The organism is Variovorax sp. GW823-FHT04B03 (assembly GCF_058796495.1).
Genome location: NZ_JBXAIT010000001.1, coordinates 986,210 through 1,004,772, shown reverse-complemented (window position 1 = coordinate 1,004,772; position 18,563 = coordinate 986,210). Strand labels below are relative to the sequence as shown.

18 protein-coding genes are annotated in these 18,563 nt (G+C 68.8%); 3 read left to right on the top strand and 15 right to left on the bottom strand.

The window, feature by feature from the left end; genetic code table 11:
- Positions 1–125 precede the first annotated feature (125 nt).
- The 11 genes from xylB to AC1RAD_RS04445 all read right to left on the bottom strand — a co-directional run bounded on the left by xylB (position 126) and on the right by AC1RAD_RS04445 (position 11,785).
- Complete coding sequence (gene xylB, locus AC1RAD_RS04495) at positions 126–1,592, bottom strand: xylulokinase (RefSeq protein ID WP_492734047.1); 1,467 nt, start codon at positions 1,590–1,592, stop codon at positions 126–128.
- Between the two features lie 52 nt (positions 1,593–1,644).
- Positions 1,645–2,586 carry an AraC family transcriptional regulator gene (locus AC1RAD_RS04490; protein ID WP_070059980.1) on the bottom strand — a complete coding sequence of 314 codons (942 nt, stop codon included), beginning with the start codon at positions 2,584–2,586 and terminating at the stop codon, positions 1,645–1,647.
- 15 nt (positions 2,587–2,601) lie between these two features.
- Complete coding sequence (locus tag AC1RAD_RS04485) at positions 2,602–3,570, bottom strand: carbohydrate kinase family protein (protein WP_492686201.1); 969 nt, start codon at positions 3,568–3,570, stop codon at positions 2,602–2,604.
- A 23-nt stretch (positions 3,571–3,593) separates the two neighbouring features.
- A complete protein-coding gene (locus AC1RAD_RS04480; RefSeq protein ID WP_492734046.1) occupies positions 3,594–4,265 on the bottom strand; it encodes a transaldolase family protein in 672 nt (223 codons plus the stop codon).
- Positions 4,266–4,291: 26 nt separating this feature from the next.
- Positions 4,292–5,080, bottom strand: coding sequence for an L-iditol 2-dehydrogenase (locus AC1RAD_RS04475; RefSeq protein ID WP_492734045.1), 789 nt, complete (start codon positions 5,078–5,080; stop codon positions 4,292–4,294).
- Positions 5,077–6,456 carry a D-arabinitol 4-dehydrogenase gene (dalD, locus tag AC1RAD_RS04470; protein ID WP_492734550.1) on the bottom strand — a complete coding sequence of 460 codons (1,380 nt, stop codon included), beginning with the start codon at positions 6,454–6,456 and terminating at the stop codon, positions 5,077–5,079. The genes AC1RAD_RS04475 and dalD overlap by 4 nt, the downstream gene beginning before the upstream one ends.
- A gap of 90 nt (positions 6,457–6,546) precedes the next feature.
- On the bottom strand, positions 6,547–7,584 hold the full coding sequence (locus tag AC1RAD_RS04465) for an ABC transporter ATP-binding protein (RefSeq protein WP_139700967.1): 1,038 nt from the start codon (positions 7,582–7,584) through the stop codon (positions 6,547–6,549).
- A gap of 17 nt (positions 7,585–7,601) precedes the next feature.
- The gene (locus AC1RAD_RS04460) at positions 7,602–8,426 is read right to left on the bottom strand and encodes a carbohydrate ABC transporter permease (protein ID WP_013539656.1); all 825 of its coding nucleotides are present in this window, start codon (positions 8,424–8,426) and stop codon (positions 7,602–7,604) included.
- Between the two features lie 13 nt (positions 8,427–8,439).
- Positions 8,440–9,297, bottom strand: a complete 858-nt coding sequence (locus AC1RAD_RS04455; protein WP_070059984.1) for a carbohydrate ABC transporter permease — start codon at positions 9,295–9,297, stop codon at positions 8,440–8,442.
- A 58-nt stretch (positions 9,298–9,355) separates the two neighbouring features.
- The gene (locus AC1RAD_RS04450) at positions 9,356–10,666 is read right to left on the bottom strand and encodes an ABC transporter substrate-binding protein (protein ID WP_062472668.1); all 1,311 of its coding nucleotides are present in this window, start codon (positions 10,664–10,666) and stop codon (positions 9,356–9,358) included.
- 183 nt (positions 10,667–10,849) lie between these two features.
- Positions 10,850–11,785 (bottom strand): LysR family transcriptional regulator, encoded by a 936-nt coding sequence (locus AC1RAD_RS04445; RefSeq protein WP_492734044.1) that lies wholly within the window; start codon positions 11,783–11,785, stop codon positions 10,850–10,852.
- 93 nt (positions 11,786–11,878) lie between these two features.
- Between AC1RAD_RS04445 and AC1RAD_RS04440 the strand changes: the two genes are divergently transcribed.
- Together AC1RAD_RS04440 and AC1RAD_RS04435 are read left to right on the top strand one after the other, a co-directional pair.
- A complete protein-coding gene (locus AC1RAD_RS04440; protein ID WP_492734043.1) occupies positions 11,879–12,859 on the top strand; it encodes a Bug family tripartite tricarboxylate transporter substrate binding protein in 981 nt (326 codons plus the stop codon).
- A gap of 41 nt (positions 12,860–12,900) precedes the next feature.
- Positions 12,901–13,962: a 4-hydroxythreonine-4-phosphate dehydrogenase PdxA gene (locus tag AC1RAD_RS04435; RefSeq protein ID WP_492734042.1), complete on the top strand. Its 1,062-nt coding sequence runs from the start codon at positions 12,901–12,903 to the stop codon at positions 13,960–13,962.
- 57 nt (positions 13,963–14,019) lie between these two features.
- On the opposite strand, the gene AC1RAD_RS04430 is transcribed toward AC1RAD_RS04435, so the two are convergent.
- The 3 genes from AC1RAD_RS04430 to tal form a co-directional block, all read right to left on the bottom strand.
- A complete protein-coding gene (locus AC1RAD_RS04430; protein ID WP_354345485.1) occupies positions 14,020–14,352 on the bottom strand; it encodes a DUF805 domain-containing protein in 333 nt (110 codons plus the stop codon).
- Between the two features lie 173 nt (positions 14,353–14,525).
- Positions 14,526–16,079, bottom strand: a complete 1,554-nt coding sequence (gene pgi / locus AC1RAD_RS04425; protein WP_139700956.1) for a glucose-6-phosphate isomerase — start codon at positions 16,077–16,079, stop codon at positions 14,526–14,528.
- A gap of 2 nt (positions 16,080–16,081) precedes the next feature.
- The gene (gene tal / locus AC1RAD_RS04420) at positions 16,082–17,038 is read right to left on the bottom strand and encodes a transaldolase (protein ID WP_062472658.1); all 957 of its coding nucleotides are present in this window, start codon (positions 17,036–17,038) and stop codon (positions 16,082–16,084) included.
- A 242-nt stretch (positions 17,039–17,280) separates the two neighbouring features.
- On the opposite strand from tal, the gene AC1RAD_RS04415 reads away from it, so the two are divergent.
- Positions 17,281–17,952: a lipocalin family protein gene (locus AC1RAD_RS04415; protein WP_354345490.1), complete on the top strand. Its 672-nt coding sequence runs from the start codon at positions 17,281–17,283 to the stop codon at positions 17,950–17,952.
- On the opposite strand, the gene AC1RAD_RS04410 is transcribed toward AC1RAD_RS04415, so the two are convergent.
- Positions 17,898–18,560 (bottom strand): HAD family hydrolase, encoded by a 663-nt coding sequence (locus tag AC1RAD_RS04410; RefSeq protein WP_070059991.1) that lies wholly within the window; start codon positions 18,558–18,560, stop codon positions 17,898–17,900. The genes AC1RAD_RS04415 and AC1RAD_RS04410 overlap by 55 nt on opposite strands.
- Positions 18,561–18,563: the final 3 nt, after the last annotated feature.

Here is an 18,563-nt window from a genome sequence, read left to right as displayed (position 1 = left end):
GCTACGCCAACCCCCTACCGGGGGCAACACCTGCGGCCCGGCAAAGCCGGTTCCGCGGTGTTTCGCGAAACAAAAAACCCGTCTTGCGACGGGTTTTTTTATGGGCGTTCGGTTTGTTGTGCCGGCTATCGGAACTGGTCGCGCAGTGCCATGTAGAGCACCTGAAAACGCGCATGCCGCGTCTTGTGTCCGTCGGCCCCTTCGGACGAAGGCACCAGTTGCTGCTTGACCGGCGGCAGCGTGCACACCTCGGCCACCGCACCGCCATCAGCCAGCCATGCCAGGCGTGCCGCACCAAGCGCACCGCCTGTCTCGCTGCCCGCGTACAACGTCAGCCGTACCTGGAAGATGTCGGCCAGCAACTGCCCCCACCAGACACTGCGCGCCCCCCCACCCACGAGCGCGACTTCGCGCAGCGGCATGTCGGCCGGCAGGCGCAGCGTGTCGAAGCCATCGCGCAGCCCGAAGCTCACGCCCTCGACCACGGCGTAGGCAATCTCCGCGGGGCCATGCGCATGCGTGAGGCCGAACAGCACCCCTTGCGCATTCGGGTTGTTGTGCGGTGAACGTTCGCCCGACAGGTACGGCAGGAACAGCGGGCAGCGCGCGCGCTGCTCGGTCGCAACCGAGGCCGCGGCTTCGAGCAGCGCCGCCTCGTCCGCGAACTTGAAGGTCTTCGCCGCCCAGCTCACCGCGCTGGCGGCCGAGAGCATCACCGACATCTGGTGCCAGCGCCTGGGCAAGGCATGGCAGAAAGCGTGCATCGCCTGCTCGGGGTTCGGCAGGAAGCGGTCGGTCGAGACGAACACCACGCCTGACGTACCGAGCGAGACGAAGCCCTGTCCCGGCTCCACGAGCCCCATGCCGACCGCGCTGGCGGCGTTGTCGCCCGCGCCGCCGGCGATCTTCACGCCCTCGCGCAGCCCCCAGCGCGCCGCCAGGTCCGGCTTGAGCAGCGCGGAGACTTCACTGCCCTCGACCAGCCGCGGCATGTGAGCGCGCGTGAGCCCCGTGGCGGCGAGCAGTTCGTCGGACCAGTCGCGCGCGCCCACGTCGAGCCACAGCGTGCCGGCCGCGTCGGACATCTCGCTGACCGCTTCGCCGCTGAGCATGAAGCGCAGCCAGTCCTTGGGCAGCAGCACGCGCGCCACGCGGGCGAAGACCTCGGGCTCGTGCTCGCGCACCCACAGCAGCTTGGGCGCGGTGAAGCCGGGCATCGCGAGGTTGCCCGCGATCTCGCCCAGGCGCGGCACGGCGCGCGTGAGCGCCTCGCACTGCGCACCGCTGCGGCCGTCGTTCCAGAGGATGGCCGGGCGCAGCACCTCGCCTTCCGCGTCGAGCAGCGTGGCGCCGTGCATCTGGCCCGACAGGCCGATGGCGCGTACCTGCGCCAGCGCCTTCGCATGCGTGGTGCGCAGCTCGGCCATGACCGCCTCGAGCGCCTGCCACCATTGGGCAGGCGCCTGCTCGGACCACAGCGGGTGCGGCCGGTCGACCGTGAGCGGCGCGCGTGCCACGCCGACGATGCGGTGATCGTCCGCGAGCAGCAATGCCTTGAGCTCGGACGTGCCGAGGTCGAGTCCCAGATACAAGATGGTCTCCCTGATGGCGCCTTCGGAGCGGGCGCGTTCGCCTTGAAAGAAATCAGCCGAAGCGCGTGTCGGCCTGGCGCCTGAACTCGCTCGGCGTCATGCCCTTGATTTCGAGAAAGCGCCGGTTGAAGTTCGCCACGTTGTTGAAGCCCACCTGGTAGCAGATGTCGGTCACGTAGTGGTCGGTCTGCATCAGCAGGTGGCAGGCGCTGTTGATGCGCACGCGGTTCACGAAGTCGGTGAAGCTGTTGCCCGTCGAGCGTCGGAAGAAGCGGCTGAAGCGGCTCTCGCTCATGCCCAGCTCGGCGGCCACGTCCGACATCGAGATCGAGTCGGTCATGTTGTTGGTGATGCGGTTCACGATGTCGTTGATCTGGTCGACCTGCGCATCGCCGTCGCTGCCCTGCACGCCCTGCATCTGCACGCTCGACAGCAGCCGGTAGTCGGTGCACTGCGCCAGGTCGGCCATGAACTCGCAGAACAGGCCCAGGCGGCGCACGCCACGCGCGGCCTTGATGGCGTCCCAGTGCGCCAGCGCCTGTTCCGACATGCCGAAGAACTCGATGCCGTGGCGCGCGCGGTCGAGCAGCGGCATCACGTCGCGCAGCTCGGGAATCTCGGCGGCCGCGCGCTCGATGGGCTCGTGGCGGAACTGGATCACGCGGTCGCGCCCGGCGGCGCCTTCTTCGGGCACATCGAGCGAGATCCAGTTGTGCGGCAGGCGCGGCCCGCACAGCACGAGGTGGCCGGGCTGGAACGGCCCGATCCAGTCGCCGATGAAGGCCTTGCCCGAGGTCTCGGTGATCAGGTGCAGCTCGTAGTCTTCATGGAAGTGCCATCGCACCAGCGGGCTCGGAAAGCCGTGCGCGAGGCAGCGCACCAGGCCGGTTTCCTCCGGGGCCTCGTAGCCCAGCGACGGGGAGCGCGCGAAGTCGCGCTCCAGCTCGGGTTGGCGTTGGCGAGGGATCGCGCGTTTGCGGGTGGTCGTGGTCATGGCGGCACGGATCGATCAGGGCCGGGAAGCGACGGCCTCGTTGTCTTCCTGCGAAAGCGCCGTGCGAACGGCTTCCAGCGTCGGTGGATCGGCGCCCTCGCGGGTGCAGTTCAGGGCCGCGGCGGTGGCGGCGAAGCGCATCACGGCGCGCCAGGCGTCGTCGCCAAGCTCGGCCAGTTGCGCCGGATGCTCGACGCCATGCGCCAGCAGCGCCACGGACAGCCCGGCGGTGAAGGTGTCGCCCGCGCCGATGGTGTCGACCACCTCGACGCGCGGCGCGGCCACGGTGAGCGGCGCGCTGCCGGTGCGCCAGAGCGTGGCGCCGGCACCGCCGCGCGTGACGACCACGGCGCGCGCGCCAGCCGTGAGGCATTCGGCCGCGAGCACATCGACCGGCCGCCCGGGAGCGAGCAGCGCGGCGTCTTCGTCGCTGAGCTTGACCAGGTCGGCCATGGCGAACCACGCGCTGACGCGGGCGCGGTAGGCGGCCATGTCCGGGATCAGGCTGGGCCGCACGTTGGGGTCGAACACGATCACGCAGCGCCCCGTGTGGGCGGCCACGAGGTCGGCGATGCGCGACGACGCCGGCTCCTGCAGCAACGAGATCGAGCCGAAGTGCAGGAAGCGGCATTCCGCCGGCAGCTGCGGCAACGGCTCGGGCGCCCAGGTGGCGTCGGCGCTGCCGCGTGTGTAGAAGGCGTAGCGGTTGGTCTGCGGCGTGCGCTCCACGAACGCCAGCGTCGACGGCGCGTCGCTGCGCAAAATGAGCCGGGTGTCGACACCGTTGCGTTCGAGAAAGGCCATCAGCCGCTCGCCGAACAGGTCGGTGGACAGCTGCGTGAGAAAGCCGGTCGGCTGCCCGAGGCGCGCACAGGCCACGGCCGTGTTCAGCGGCGAGCCGCCCTCATGGCCGAGGAACGCCAGGGTGCCGCCTTCGCCGGCTGTGAAATCGATCAGGGCCTCGCCCGTGAGTGCAATGCGCATGGTGCTTGGATTTTCTTCTTCTGTCAGGGCAAGGCGCGGGCATCGGCCAGGAAACCCGCTTCGGCAGCCAGGGTGGCGGGATGGTCGAGCAGCTCGGCAAAGAGGCGCGGCGGGATGGTGATGGCGCCCACGCCCAGCCCCAGCAGCGCCAGGTACGCCGCGCGCGAACGGATGCTCGCCACCAGCAGCCGCGTACCCGAAGAAGGCCGTTGCGCGACCAGCGATTGCATCTGCGCGATGAGCGCCAGCCCGTCGATGCCGGCGTCTTCGAGCCGGCCGAGGTACGGCGCCGCATAGGCCGCGCCCAGCTGCGCGGCGAAGTGCGCCTGCTCGGGCGCGTACACGGCGGTCCACGTCACAGGCACGCCCTGGGCGACGAGCCGCGCGCCGGCGTCCAGGCCCTGGCGCGTGGCGGGAATCTTGATGACGAGCTGGCCGGGGTCGAACTGCGGCAGCAGGAACGCGGCGTCTTCCAGCATGCCGTCGACCTCGCTCGAATACACCTGGGCCTGCACCTGGCGCGCGCCCAGGTCGATGCAGCGTTTCAGCAGACCGGGCACATCGGCGCGCCCCACGCCGGCGCGTTGCAGCAGCGTCGGGTTGGTCGTCACGCCGTGCACCACCGGGTGCGGCAGGCAGGCCTGCAGCTCGGCCAGGTCGGCGCTGTCGAGGTACAGGTGGAAGTCGTCGTTCATGCAGAAATGCGGAAGGAAGGTGGGGTTCAGCTCATGACATTGCCGCCATCGACATTGAGGGTCTGCGCCGTGATGTAGCGCGCCTCGTCGCTGGCGAGAAACACCGCCGCCCCTGCAATGTCGCCCGGCACGCCCATGCGCCCGAGCGGCACGGCGAGGCCGACACGCCGCTTCTTCTCGCCCGGCGCCAGCCCCTCGGCCTTGGCGAACAGGCTGTCGACATGGTCCCACATCGGCGTGTCGACCACACCGGGGGCGATGCCGTTGACGCGGATGCCGTGCGGCGCCATGGCCAGCGCGGCGCTCTGCGTGTAGCTGATGACGGCCGCCTTGGTCGCGCAGTAGTGCGACACCAGCGCCTCGCCGCGGCGCCCGGCCTGCGAGGCCATGTTGATGACCGACGCGCCCGGCGTGCCGGCCTCGACCATGTGGCGCAGCACGGCCTGCATCACGAAGAACATGCCCTTCACGTTGACGGCGAAGAGTTTGTCGAACGAGGCTTCGTCGCTGTCGAGCAGCGGCGCGAGGTCGAACACGGCGGCGTTGTTGAACAGCGTGTGGACGGGACCGAAGGCGACCTGCGCCTCGGCCAGCATGTGCGCGATAGCCTGCGTGTCGGTCACGTCGGCCGCGATGTAGGCAAGCGCGTCGGGATGGGCTTGCTGCAGCACGCGCACGGCCTCGGGCGCGGCGGTCGCGCGGTCGATCACGCTGCAGCGCGCGCCCTCGGCGATGCAGGCCTCGGCCACGGCCAGGCCGATGCCGCCGCCGGCACCGGTCAGCAGCACATGGCGGTCCTGCAGGCGGCCGCTCATGGTGCGGCCTTCTCTTCGATGAAGCGCGCCACGCGCGCACCGGCACGGCGCACCGCATCGATCAGCCGCGCATCGCCCGCGAGGCTGCCCCACAGCCCGGCATCGGCGCACAGCGCTGCCACCGGGTCGGCCGCGTCGCAGATGGCGTGCGCGGCGGCGTCGTCCATGCTCTGGTCCTGGTAGGCATAGGGCAGCGTGCCCCGGTACCAGCGCTGCAGGAACGCGAGGAACAGCGCGGGCAGCATCGCCACGCTGTCGATGCCCTGCCCGGCTGCCAGGCGCTCGCGCACGGTCGGCGCGATGAAGCCCGGGATCTTCGAGAAGCCGTCGGCCGCCACGCGCTGGTTGGTGTCGCGGATCGCAGGGTTGCCGAAGCGGTCAAGCACCACGTCGCGGTAGGCCGCGAGATCGATCGGGCTCGGGCTCAGGCACGGGATGACGTCGTCGGTCACGTAGTCGAAGGCCATGCGGCGAATGGCCGCGTCGTGCGTGCCTTCGTGGATGAAGCCCAGCCCCGCCAGCGTGCCGGCCCAGGCGATGCAGCTGTGCGTGGCGTTGAGGATGCGAATCTTGGCCTCTTCATACGGTTGCACCGAGTCGACCAGCTCCACGCCCACGCGCGCCCAGTCGGGCCGGCCGGCGATGAAGTCGTCTTCGATCACCCACTGGATGAAGCTCTCGCCCGTGACCGCCGCGCCGTCGTCGCGGCCCGTGGCGGCGCGCACGCGCGCGCGCAACTCGGGCGGCGGACGCGGCGTGATGCGGTCGACCATCGCGTTCGGGCAGCGGGTGTTCGCATCGACCCAGGCCTGCAACGGCGCGTCGCCGACGAGCGCGATGAACTCGAGCAGGCCCGCGCGAAAGCGGTCGCCGTTGTGGCGCAGGTTGTCGCAGTTCAGCAGCGTCACGGGGCCCGCCTGCGCGGTGCGCCGTGCCCGCAGGATCGCGCAGATCGCACCGTAGATCGTCTCGCCGGCCTCGCCGCGCCGCGCGCGTTCGATGTCGGCCGCGAGGTCGGTGAACGACAGGTCGAGCTTGCCCTTGGTGTCGAGGTAGTAGCCGGCCTCGGTCACGGTGAAGGAGACGATGCGCGTGGACGGCGCCGCGCCGCGCGCGATCACCGGGGCCAGCGAGGGCTCGTACGGCAGCACCTCGCGGATCGCCTCGATCTGCTCGTAGCGGTACTCGCCCGCCGGCGACACGGTCTCGAGCGTGTAGCGCCCGCCCTGGGCCTGCAGCGCCGCGACGACCTCGGCCATGTCGGGCCGGATGTTGGCGCCCGACAGCGACCAGCGGGTGTCGCCCGCATCGATCAGCCGCTGCAGGTAGACGGCCTGGTGGGCGCGATGGAACGAGCCGAGGCCGAGGTGAAGCACCGTGAATTCCGAAGGCGCCGGTGGGGTGGGCACGAGGCCCGCTGCTGCGAGGGTCACGGGGAAGGTCCGTTGAAAGTGAGGGTCGTCGGATCAGGCGGCGACGGCGCGGCCTTCGCGGCTGAACAGGTGCAGCACGGACGGGTCGAGCTCGACCGCCACGTCGTCGCCCGCCTGCAGCGGCGTGCGTTCGTTCTGGCGCGCGATGAGCGGCACGCCGCCCACGTCCACGTGGATCAGCGTGTCGGCGCCCAGCGCCTCGATGAGCTCGACGCGGCCCGGCACGCCGGCGGCCGCGCCCTGCTTCGGATGCACGCGCAGGCCTTCGGGACGCACGCCCAGGAAGCCGTCGCTCGGCAGGCGCCCGCCGGTCGCGGCGGAAAAACTCGGAATGGCGCTCGCCGCCACCATGTTCATCGACGGCATGCCGATGAACTGCGCGACGAACTGGTTGGCCGGGCGGTCGTAGAGTTCGAGCGGCGTGCCGACCTGCTCGATGAGCCCGTCCTTGAGCACCACCACGCGGTCGGCCAGCGTCATGGCCTCGACCTGGTCGTGCGTGACGTAGATGGTGGTGGCGCCGAGCGCGCGGTGCAGCTTGTGGATCTCGACGCGCGTGTTGCCGCGCAGCGCTGCATCGAGGTTCGACAGCGGCTCGTCGAAGAGGAACACCTTGGGCGCACGCACGATCGCGCGCCCGATGGCCACGCGCTGGCGCTGGCCGCCCGACAAATCTTTCGGCGTGCGGTCCAGGTACTGCGTGAGGTTCAGCGTCTTGGCCGCGTACTCGACCTTGGTCCTGATCTCGTCCTTGGCCACGCCCGCGAGCTTCAGCGCGAAGGACATGTTGTCGTACACGCTCATGTGCGGGTACAGCGCGTAGCTCTGGAACACCATCGCCAGGTCGCGCTTGCCCGAAGGCGTCCAGGTGATGTCCTTGCTGTCGAGCAGCAGGTTGCCGCTGGTGATGGGTTCGAGCCCGGCGATCAGGCGCAGCAGCGTCGACTTGCCGCAGCCCGAAGGCCCGACGAAGACGATGAACTCGCCCTTCTGGATTTCGAGGTCGACGCCCTTGATGATGTGGACGTCGCCAAAGCTCTTCTTGATGTTCTTGAGTTCGAGGTAGGCCATGAGATGTCTCCCTTTCTTTACTTGACGGCGCCGAAGGTCAGGCCTTGCACCAGTTGCTTCTGGCTGAACCAGCCGAACACGACGATGGGCGCGATGGCCATCAGCGACGCGGCCGACAACTTGGCCCAGAACAGGCCTTCGGGGCTGGAGTACGAGGCGATGAGCGTGGCCAGCGTGCCGGCCTTGGCGGAGGTGAGGTTGAGGGCCCAGAAGGCCTCGTTCCAGCTCAGCACCAGGCACAAGAGGCCGGTCGATGCGAGCCCGCCGACCGACAGCGGCATCACGACATGGCGGAACTCGGTCCACAGGCTCGCGCCGTCCATGCGCGCCGCTTCGAGGATCTCGTTCGGAATGTCCTTGTAGGCGCTGTAGAGCATCCACACCATGATCGGCAGGTTCGACAGCGTGAACACGATGGTGAGCGCGGTGAGCGAGTCCAGCATGCCCGCGGTCTGCGCGAGCACGTAGATCGGCACCAGCGCACCGACGGCCGGCATCATCTTGGTGGAGAGCATCCACATGAGGATGTCGCGCGTCTTCTTCGTGCGAAAGAACGCCATCGAGTACGCGGCGGGCGCGGCGATCAGCAGGCCCAGGATGGTCGAGCCCAGGCTGGTGATGAGCGAGTTGCGCGCGTACAGCAGGTAGTCGCTGCGGCGCTGCACCTCGCCGAAGTTGTCGAGCGTGGGTTCGAAGATGAACAGCGGCGGCACGTGGATGGCCTGCAGCTCCGTCTTGAAGGCCGTGAGGAACAGCCAGCCGAGCGGGAAAAACAGGAGCAGTGCCACGGCCCACGCACCGACGGTGCGCAGCAGCTGGGGAAGGAAGTTGCTGGGTTGCATGGTCGTTCCTTCTTCAGTCCAGGTTCTTGCCGATGATGCGGATCAGGAACACCGCGACGATGTTCGCCAGCACCACCGCGAACAGCGCACCCGCGGACGCCACGCCCACGTCGAAGTTCATGAGCGACTGCTTGAAGATCATGTAGGTCATGTTCGTGCTCTCGTTGCCCGGGCCGCCGTTGGTGGTGATGGCGATCTCGGCGAACACGCTGAGCAGAAAGATCATCTCGATCATGATCACCACGGCCATCGGGCGACCGAGGTGCGGAATGGTGAGATAGAAGAAGCGCTGGAACGAACTCGCGCCGTCCATGCGCGCCGCTTCCATCTGCTCGCGGTCCAGCGACTGCAGCGAGGTGATGAAGATCAGGCACGCGAAGGGCAGCCACTGCCAGGCCACCATGATGATCACGGAGAACAGCGGCACGTCGGTGAGCCAGTCGACCGGCTGCGCGCCGAAGAAGCGCCACACGTCGGCCAGGATGCCGTAGATGGGGTTCATCATCATGTGCTTCCACAGCAGCGCATTCACTGCGGGCATCACGAAGAAGGGCGAAATCAGCAGCACGCGCACGATGCCGCGGCCCGGGAAGGGCTCGTTCACCAGGAGCGCGAGCAGCACGCCGAACACCACCGTGATGACGATCACGCTGCCGATCAGCAGCAGCGTGTTCCAGGTGGCCGGCCAGAAGTCGGGGTCGGTGACGAAGTAGTGAAAATTCTCGATGCCCGCGAACGTGCGTTCGCCGGGCTGCATGAGGTTGTAGTTCACGAACGAGAAGTACAACGTCATCAGCAGCGGCACGATCATCCACAGGAAGAGCGTGAGCACGGCGGGCGCCATGAGGGCGCGGGGCAGGAGTCTTTTCATGGTCTGTTCCTCTCAGGCTGCGGCCCTCTCCCCGCGGGGAGAGGGGAAGAAGCGTGGCTTACTTGTAGTAGCCGGCCTTCTTCATTTCGCGTTCCGCAGCGAGCTGCGAGGTCTTCAGCGCCTGGTCGACCGTGACCTTGCCCGACAGCGCCGCGCTCATCTGCTGGCCCACCGCCACGCCGATGGCCTGAAACTCGGGAATGGCCGCGTACTGCACGCCGACGTACGGCGACTTGGGCAGGGTGCTGTCGCTGAGGTTGGCGCTGTCGATGGCCTTCTTCTCGGCGGCGGCGAACTTGGCGACCTTCTGGAACTCGGGGTTCGCGTAGGTCGACTTGCGCGTGCCGGTGGGCACCGTGCCCCAGCCGTGCTCCTTGGCCACGAGGTTGACGTACTCCTTGGAGGTCGCCCACTTCACGAAGGTCTGCGCGGCGGCGCCCTTGGTCGAGCTGGCGGGAATGGCCAGGTTCCAGGTCCACAGCCAGTTGGCGCCCTTGGGTGTCACGGCGACGGGGGCCTGCGCGAAGGCCACCTTGTCGGCCACCTTCGACTGCTTGGGGTCGCTGATGAACGACGCCGCGATGGTCGCGTCGACCCACATGCCGCACTTGCCTTCGTTGAAAAGCGCTAGGTTCTCATTGAAGCTGTTGGCCGAGGCGCCCGGCGGGCCGTAGGCCTTCATGAGATCGACGTAGAAGCCGATCGCGTCCTTCCAGGGCTTGGTGTCGATCTGCGGCTTCCACTGCATGTCGAACCACTGGCCGCCGTTCGTGTTGACCAGCGTGGTCAGGAAGGCCATGTTGTCGCCCCAGCCCGGCTTGCCGCGCAGGCACATGCCGTACAGGCCACCCTTGGGGTCATGGATCTTGCCGGCCAGCTCCTTCACCTGCGCCCAGGTGGGCTGCTCGGGCATCTTGAAACCGACCTTGTCGGCCAGGTCCTTGCGGTACATGAGCATCGAGCTCTCGCCATAGAACGGCGCGGCGTACAGCTTGCCTTCGTGCGAGAGGCCGGCGCGGATGGCGGGCAGCAGGTCGTCGGCGTCGTAGGCGGCATCGGTGGCGATGGGCTGCAGCCAGCCCTTCTTCGACCAGATCGGCGCTTCGTACAGGCCGATGGTCATCACGTCGAACTGGCCGCCCTTGGTGGCGATGTCGGTGGTCACGCGCTGGCGCAGCGTGCCTTCTTCCAGCGTGACCCACTTGAGCTTGATGTCGGGGTTCGCCTTCTCGAAGAAGGGCGTGAGCTTCTGCATCTCGATCATGTGGCCGTTGTTGACGGTCGCGATCACGAGTTCGGTGGCGGCGTGGGACACAAGGCCCGTGCCGATGAGTGCGAGGGCGAGGCCCGCTTTCAGAAAGCGCTTCATGGTGTCTCCTTGGGTGAGCGACGCCTCGGTATCGTGGTCGCCGTGCCCGGATTCTGGAGAAACGCGCTTGCGATTTTGGTATTTCGAGCAGCCCAACCAGTACTCTCTTGCACCAGTTGGCTAGTGAAATCCCTAGTTAACGCAATTCAGGATGGAAAACTGTCCGACTGAAGTTCTCGCCCGTCACGCATGCCCGCCCAGCAGCTGGCGCCGGAACTGCGCCGCCGCCGGCGACAGCGCCCGGTCCTCGCGGGTGATCAGGCAGATCGGCGGCACCCGCACCGGCAGCTCCACCGGCACGGTGCGCAGCACGCCCAGCCGACCGTAATGGTTGGCCTGCGAGGCGGGCATGACGGCGGCCATGTCGGAGTTCTCCAGCAGCGCCGTGATCGCGATGGGCGATGCCGTTTCGATGATGTCCAGCCGCGCCTGGATGCCGGCCTCGCGCATCGCCGCCTCGAAGCGCCCGCGCTGCGGCGAGCCCGGCGGCTGCAGCACCCATGACCAGGTCGCCATCTCGGCCAGCGTGACCGTGGCCGTGCGCTCGAACACCGGGTGCGCCGCGCGCACCACGACCACCTGCGACTCGCCCAGCAGCGGCACGCTCGCGTACTTGGCTTCGTCGTGGCCGTCGGTGAGGCGGCCCAGCACGAGGTCGACGTCGCCCTGCTCCAGCTGCGCCTGCATCAGGTCGCTGGTCTCGACCACCACCGACACGGCCACCTGCGGATGACGCAGGTGGTAGGCGACCAGCGCCGGTGCCAGCAGCTCGGGCACCGCGCCCGGCACGCTGCCCACGCGCAGCGCGCCGCTCAGGCCGGAACGCAGCGCGAGCATTTCCTCGCGCGCGGTGCCGAAGTCGCTGAGCACGCGGTGGGCGTAGCGGATCAGGATCTCGCCGTAGGGCGTGGGCGCCATGCCGCGCGCCAAGCGCTCGAAGAGCTGTTCGCCCAGCGACTCCTCCAGCTGCTGCAGCAGCTTGGTGGCCGCGGGCTGGCTGATGTTCATGGCCTCGGCCGCGCGGCCGAGGTGGCGGTGCGCATCGAGCCGGGCCAGCAGGAGCAGCTGGCGCGGCCTCACATGCAGCATCAGCGAGGCGTCGGTGAGGCCGGGTTTCATGCACAAAAGTATATGGAGCTTCAGCCTTTTTCGATTGGATCGCGCGACCGAAGCTCCGTAGGCTCGGGCCCACAACAAGCTGGAGACGACGCGATGACCCTCTTTCCCCTGGCCCGCGGTGCCGGCCTGGCGGCGCTGCTGGTGCTGGCCGCCTGCCTGAACGCGAGCGCGCAGCCGGCCTATCCCGACAAGCCGCTGCGCATCCTGGTCGGCGCCTCGCCCGGCGGCGGCACCGACATCCTCGCGCGTGTGCTGGCCGACAAGTTCGCGCCCGTGCTCAAGCAGCCCGTGACGGTGGAGAACCGCCCCGGCGCATCGAACACCATCGCCGGCGAACTCACGGCCCGCGCGCCGGCCGATGGCGCCACGCTGCTGCTGGCCACCAACACGGCGCAGGCCGTGGCGCCGCACATCCTCAAGCTCAAGTACGACCCGCTGAAAGACCTGCAACCCATCGGCCTCGTGGCCGTGATGCCCAACGTGCTGGTGGTGTCGGCCAGCTCGCCCTACAAGTCGGTGAAGGACCTGCTGGCCGCGATGGCCGCGAAGCCCGGCGGCTTCAAGTACGCGTCGTCGGGCATTGGCAGCACGCAGCACGTGGGCGGCGAAGCCTTCAACCTGGCCACGGGCATGACCTCGATCCACGTGCCCTACAAGGGCAGCTCGCAGGCGCACATCGACATCATCTCGGGCGAGGTCGAGATGATGTTCGACAGCACCTCGTCGGCCATGGGCCAGATCCGCGCCGGCAAGTTCCGCGCGCTGGCCGTGAGCGCGCCGCAGCGCTCGCCCGAGCTGCCCGACGTGCCCACGCTGGCCGAGCAAGGCGTCAAGGGCGCCGACGTATCGACCTGGTACGGCCTGTACGTGACGGCCGGCACGCCGCGCCCGGTGGTCGAACGGCTGAGCGCCGAACTCACGCGCACGATGGGCCTGGCGGACGTGCAGTCGCGCATCAAGGCCCTGGGCGGCGAGCCCGGCACGCTGACCGGCGAACCCTTCGCGGCGATGAACCGGCAGGAGTTCGACCACTACGGCCGGCTCGTGCGCGACGCGCGCATCAAGGCCGAGTGAGGCCGTCCCTTCACCCTTCTTCTTTCCTCAGACATCCGACCATGCCCACCCCCCCCTCCACCCCTCGCGTGACCTCCGCCAAACCCCGCATCGCCGTGCTGCTGGGCGACCCCAGCGGCGTCGGCCCCGAGATGGCCGTGAAGCTGCTCGCGCGCCAGCGCAACCTCGACGCCGCGCGCGTGCTGCTGATCGCCGACCCCGTCGTGCTGGCCGCGGGCGAGCGCGTGGCTGGCGCGAAGCTGGCGCCGCTGCAGGTGAACACCCTCGACAGCCTGCGCTTCGAGGACGGCCGTCCGAGCCTCCTCGTGCGCGACTGGATGGCGGGCGAGGAACCGGTGCTCGGCGAGTCGAACGAGCGCTCGGGCCGGGCCTCGTTCGAAGCGCTGGAGCTGGCCACGCAGGCCGTGCGCAACGGCCAGGCCGACGCGATCCTCTTCGCGCCGCTCAACAAGCATTCGCTGCGCCTGGGCGGCCTCGTGCACGAGGACGAACTGCGCTACATGCAGGAGCGCTTCGCCGTCACGGGCTTCGTCTGCGAGTTCAATCTCACCGGATCGCTGTGGACCTCGCGCGTGACCTCGCACATTCCGCTGAAGGACGTGGCGCGACACATCACCGTGGAAGGCGTGCGCGACGCCGTGAAGATCATCGCGTCGGCGCTGCGCCGCGCCGGCGTGGCACACCCGCGCATCGCCGTGACCGGGCTCAACCCGCACGCGGGCGACGGCGGCTCGATCGGCATGGAAGAGATCGAGATCATCGCGCCCGCCATCGAACAGCTGCGCACCGAAGGCCACGACGCGCGCGGCCCGTTCTCGCCCGACACCGTGTTCATCGGCGCACGGCGCGGCGACGTGGACGCGGTGGTGTCGATGTACCACGACCAGGGCCAGATCGCGATGAAGCTCATGGGCTTCGAGCAGGGCGTGACCCTGCACGGCGGGCTGCCTGTGCCCGTGGCCACCTCGGCCAGCGGCAGCGCCTTCGACATCGCCGGCCAGGGCGTGGCGCAGATCGAAGGGCTGCAGCAGGCTTTCGACCTGTGCGTGCGGATGGCGAGCGGCGCGCCGGCGCCTGCATCCGTCGAGGCGGCAGTGGCCTGAGCCACCGGGCGCCCCAAAGAAAAAGGGCCGCGTGTGCGGCCCTTCGAAGGAAAAAGCTCAGGCGCTCGGCGGTTCGCCGTAGGCGTTGCTCTCCGGCTGCGTCGGCTGAACGAAGAAGTAGATCAGCACGAGATTGATCAGCGGGATGATCGACAGCAGCAAGAACCAGCCGCTCTTGCCGATGTCGTGCAGGCGGCGCACGCCCACCGCGAGGGCGGGCAGAAGCAGGGCCAGCGCTGCAATGAAGTAGACGTACTCATGGATCAGGCCCGTCACGACGAGCACGCCGAACTGGGCCAGAAAAAACCACCAGAACTCGGAACGCGACGCACGACCCGTGAAATCGGTGTACTTGGCGATGCACGTCTTGACCGCTGTTTGAAAGTCCATTGACTCGCTCCTCTTGATGAATCCCAGGGAAATTTCCCCGGGGCCATCATATCGGCGCACTGTGCAACGACAAACTCGGCCAAACCGGCCACCACCCTGCAAACCAATGGCCTAAAGGCCTAGTGGATAGAGCCTTTGGCCAAGGCTTGCGAGGCTTGCAGTGACGTGCGCCGTCAGGTGCTCAGCCGCTGCAGCAGGCCGGCCGTGGAGGCATCGAGCCCCGAGACATCGCCCGAGGCCAGGCGCGGCTCGATGTCGCGCGCCAGCACCTTGCCGAGCTCCACGCCCCACTGGTCGAAGCTGTTGATGCCCCACAGCGCGCCGCTGGTGAACACGCGGTGCTCGTACATCGCGAGGAAGGCGCCCAGCGCTTCGGGCGTGAGCTTCTCGAACACGAAGAAGGTGCTCGGCCGGTTGCCCGGGAAGTTCTTGTGGCCGCCCTCGTCGAGCTTGCCGACCATCAGCGCCTGCGCCTGTGCGAGCGCGTTGGCCAGCAGCTTGGGGTGGTGGCCGTCGAGGTCGTGCGAGGCGTCGCGCACCGCCATGAACTCGAGCGGGATCACGTCGGTGCCCTGGTGCAGCATCTGGAAGTAGGCGTGCTGGCCGTTGGTGCCGGGCTCGCCCCAGAGCACGGGCGAGGTGCCGAAGGCCAGCGGCGCGCCGCTCGCGTCGACCTGCTTGCCGTTGCTTTCCATTTCGAGCTGCTGCAGGTAGGCCGGCACGCGCTTCAGGGCGCTGTGGTACGGCGCGATGCTGCGGCTCGTGAAGCGGTGGAAGTTGCGGTACCAGACGTCGAGCAGGCCCAGGCGCACGGGCAGGTTCTGCTCGAGCGGCGCGGTGCGGAAGTGCTCGTCCATCGCATGCGCGCCCGCCAGCAGCCGGCGAAAGCCGTCGGCGCCGATGGCCAGCGCGATCGGCAGGCCGATGGCCGACCACAGCGAGTAACGCCCGCCCACCCAGTCCCAGAAGCCGAAGGTGGTGTCGATGCCGAACTGCTTCGCGGCCTCGACGTTGGTGGTGAGCGCGGCGAAATGGCCTGCGATGTCGGTGCCGCCCGACTGTTCGTACCAGCGCTTGGCCGAGAGCGCGTTGGTCATCGTCTCGGCCGTGGTGAAGGTCTTGGAGGCGACCAGGAACAGCGTGTGCTCGGGCGCCAGGCCCTTGAGCACGCCCGCCAGTTCGTGGCCGTCGACGTTCGAGACGAAGTGGAAGCGCTTGCCCGGCGCCACGAACTCCGCGAGCGCCAGCACGGCCATCTGCGGGCCGAGGTCGGAGCCGCCGATGCCGATGTTGACCACGTCGGTGATCGTGTGGTCGCTGCGCACCTTCTCGGCGTAGGCCAGCATGGCGTCGAGCGTGGCGTGCACTTCGCGCAGCTCGTGGGCCGTCTGGCGGCCGGTGGCCGCGTCGGCCGGCGCGCGCAGCAGCGTGTGCAGCACGGCGCGGTCTTCGGTGTTGTTGATGTGCGCGCCCGCGAACATGGCGTCGCGGTGGGCCTCGAGGCCGCATTCGCGCGCCAGCGTGAACAGCAGCGCCTCGGTGCGCGCGTCGATCAGGTTCTTCGACAGGTCGGCGAAGACGTGCGGCGCCTCCTGGCTGAAGCGCGCGAAGCGCCCGGCGTCCTCCACGAAGGCATGGCGAAGATCGAACTGGCGACCGGCCGTGTCGAAGCTGGACTGCAGTTGCGCCCAGGCCGGCGCGCGGTCACAGCGCAGGGTCATGGTCATGTTTACTTGCCGCTTTCCTGCATGAGCTTTTCGAGCTTCACGGCGTCGGCCGCGAAGGCGCGGATGCCCTCGGCGAGCTTCTCGGTGGCCATGGCGTCTTCGTTGAGCGCGAAGCGGAAGCCGGCCTCGTCGTAGCTCACCTTCTCTGCGGTGCCGCTCGCGGCAGCCTTGGCGTCGAGCGCGTGCGTGAGCGGCTCGTTGCTCGCGGCCAGCTCGGCCAGCAGCTCGGGGCTGATGGTCAGCAGGTCGCAACCGGCGAGCGCCTGGATCTGCCCCACGTTGCGGAAGCTCGCGCCCATGACCTCGGTCTTGATGCCCTGCTGCTTGTAGTAGTTGAAGATTTCGCGCACCGACTTCACGCCCGGGTCGTTGGCGCCCGCGCTGGCGGCTTCGTCCCACTTCGCACCGGCCGACTTCTTGTACCAGTCGTAGATGCGGCCCACGAAGGGCGAGATGAGCTGCACGCCGGCCGCGCCGCAGGCCACGGCTTGCGCGAACGAGAACAGCAGCGTGAGGTTGGTGCGGATGCCCTTCTGCTCCAGCAGGCGCGCGGCCTCGATGCCTTCCCAGGTGGAGGCAACCTTGATCAGCAGGCGCTTCTCGGTGTCGATGCCCTCGGCCTTGTACAGCGCCACGATGCGCTCGCCGCGGGCCACGGTGGCGGCGGTGTCGAACGAGAGACGCGCGTCGACTTCGGTGGACACGCGGCCCGGGATGATGGAGAGGATTTCGGTGCCGAAGCGCACCAGCAGGCGGTCGATGACTTCGTCGAGCGGCTTGCCGGCGTGCGCCTTCACGGTCTCGTCGAGCAGCGGCCGGTACTCGGCCTTCTGCACGGCCTTGAGGATCAGCGACGGGTTGGTGGTCGCGTCCTGCGGCTTGGAAATGCTGAGCTGCTTGAAGTCACCGGTGTCGGCAACCACGGTGGTCCACTGGCGGAGTGCATCGAGTTGGTTCATGAAATCAATTATCCGGGGAGGGGTGTGACAAGTCCTGCACGCAGTTGCGCGGCGGTCGATGTTTTCATGCGAACCGTAGCACGGGTTTTCGCGAAGCTCCATCGGCCTGCAGCGCGAAGGGTTGTCGGCCGCCCTGCCCTACAGGGGCTGTGGTCCCCGGCTGACGGCAGCCGCCCGCGGCCCGGGGCACCCTGAACGGGACGCGGCATCCACGCCGAGAACGACTTTCCCCAGGAGCCCTCATGACCCCTCGCCCCCCACGCCCCGCTACCGCCGCCGGCCGCGCATTCGACGACCGCCGCACCAGCCACGCGATCGGCACCATGGCCACCGCCTTCGTCGTGGGCGGCGTGGCCACCTGGTACGCGCTGGGGGCCGCACGCACGGCCCGTGCCCGGCCCGCCGGCCCGGCCGACGGCGCCCCGCTGATGCGCGCGCCACTGCAGGTGGTGGCGCCGGTCGACCTGCACCGCTACGCCGGCGTCTGGCACGAACAGGCGCGGCTGCCCAACCGGTTCCAGAAACAGTGCGCCGGCCCGGTGAGCGCCGAGTACACGCCGCAGCCCGACGGCACCGTGCAAGTGCGCAACCGCTGCGTGCGCGACGACGGCAACTTCGACGAGGCGATCGGCAGCGCGCGCGTGGTGCCCGTGGCCGGCCAGCCCGGCGCGGGGCGGCTGCAGGTGCGCTTCGCCCCCGCCTGGATGGGGTGGCTGCCGCTGGTGTGGGGCGACTACTGGATTTTGAAGCTCGACCGCGACTACCAGGTGGCGCTGGTCGGCACGCCCGACCGTGAGTACCTTTGGGTGCTGTCGCGCGCGCCGCGCCTGGAGGACGACGCGCTGCAGGCCGAGCTGGACTACGCCCGCAGCCTGGGGTTCGACACCGACAAGGTGGTGCTCACCGGCAGGTAGCGCTGCAGTTGCGCCGGCAGCTTGTCGGGCGCGGTGCAATGGATGGCGTGCCAGCCGAAGGCGCGGGCCATCTCGACGTTGGCGGCCGAGTCGTCGATGAACACCGTCTGCTCGGGATCGAGGCCGTGGCGCATGGCCAGCAGCTCGTAGATCTCGCGCTCGGGCTTGAGGAACTTCACGTCGCCCGAGAACACGCCGCCGTCGAAACGCCGCATGAAGGCGTGCCGGCGCTCGAGGGCGCGGGCGAAGGGCACGGGCATGTTCGACAGGTAGTACAGGCGCAGCGGCTCGCCGGCGTCGCGCTGCACGAGCAGCTCTTCGAGCATCGCGACCGTGACGTCGATCGGCGCCAGCCGCTCCCCCAGGCCGTCGAGCATGGCGTGCAGCGACTCGGCCGGCAACGCCAGCCGCGCCGACATGCGGGCGATGGCATCGTCCAGCGTGCGGGTGCCGCAGTCGAAGCCGGTCCAGTCGTCGTGATGGAAAAGGGCCCGGCCCAGGGCCGCGGCGGCGGCGTCAGTGGGGGCGTGAGAGGGGAGATGGGCCTGGACCAGCCGTGCCGGCTCCCAGGCGAACAGCACGGCGCCAAGATCGAAAACCACGTTCATGGC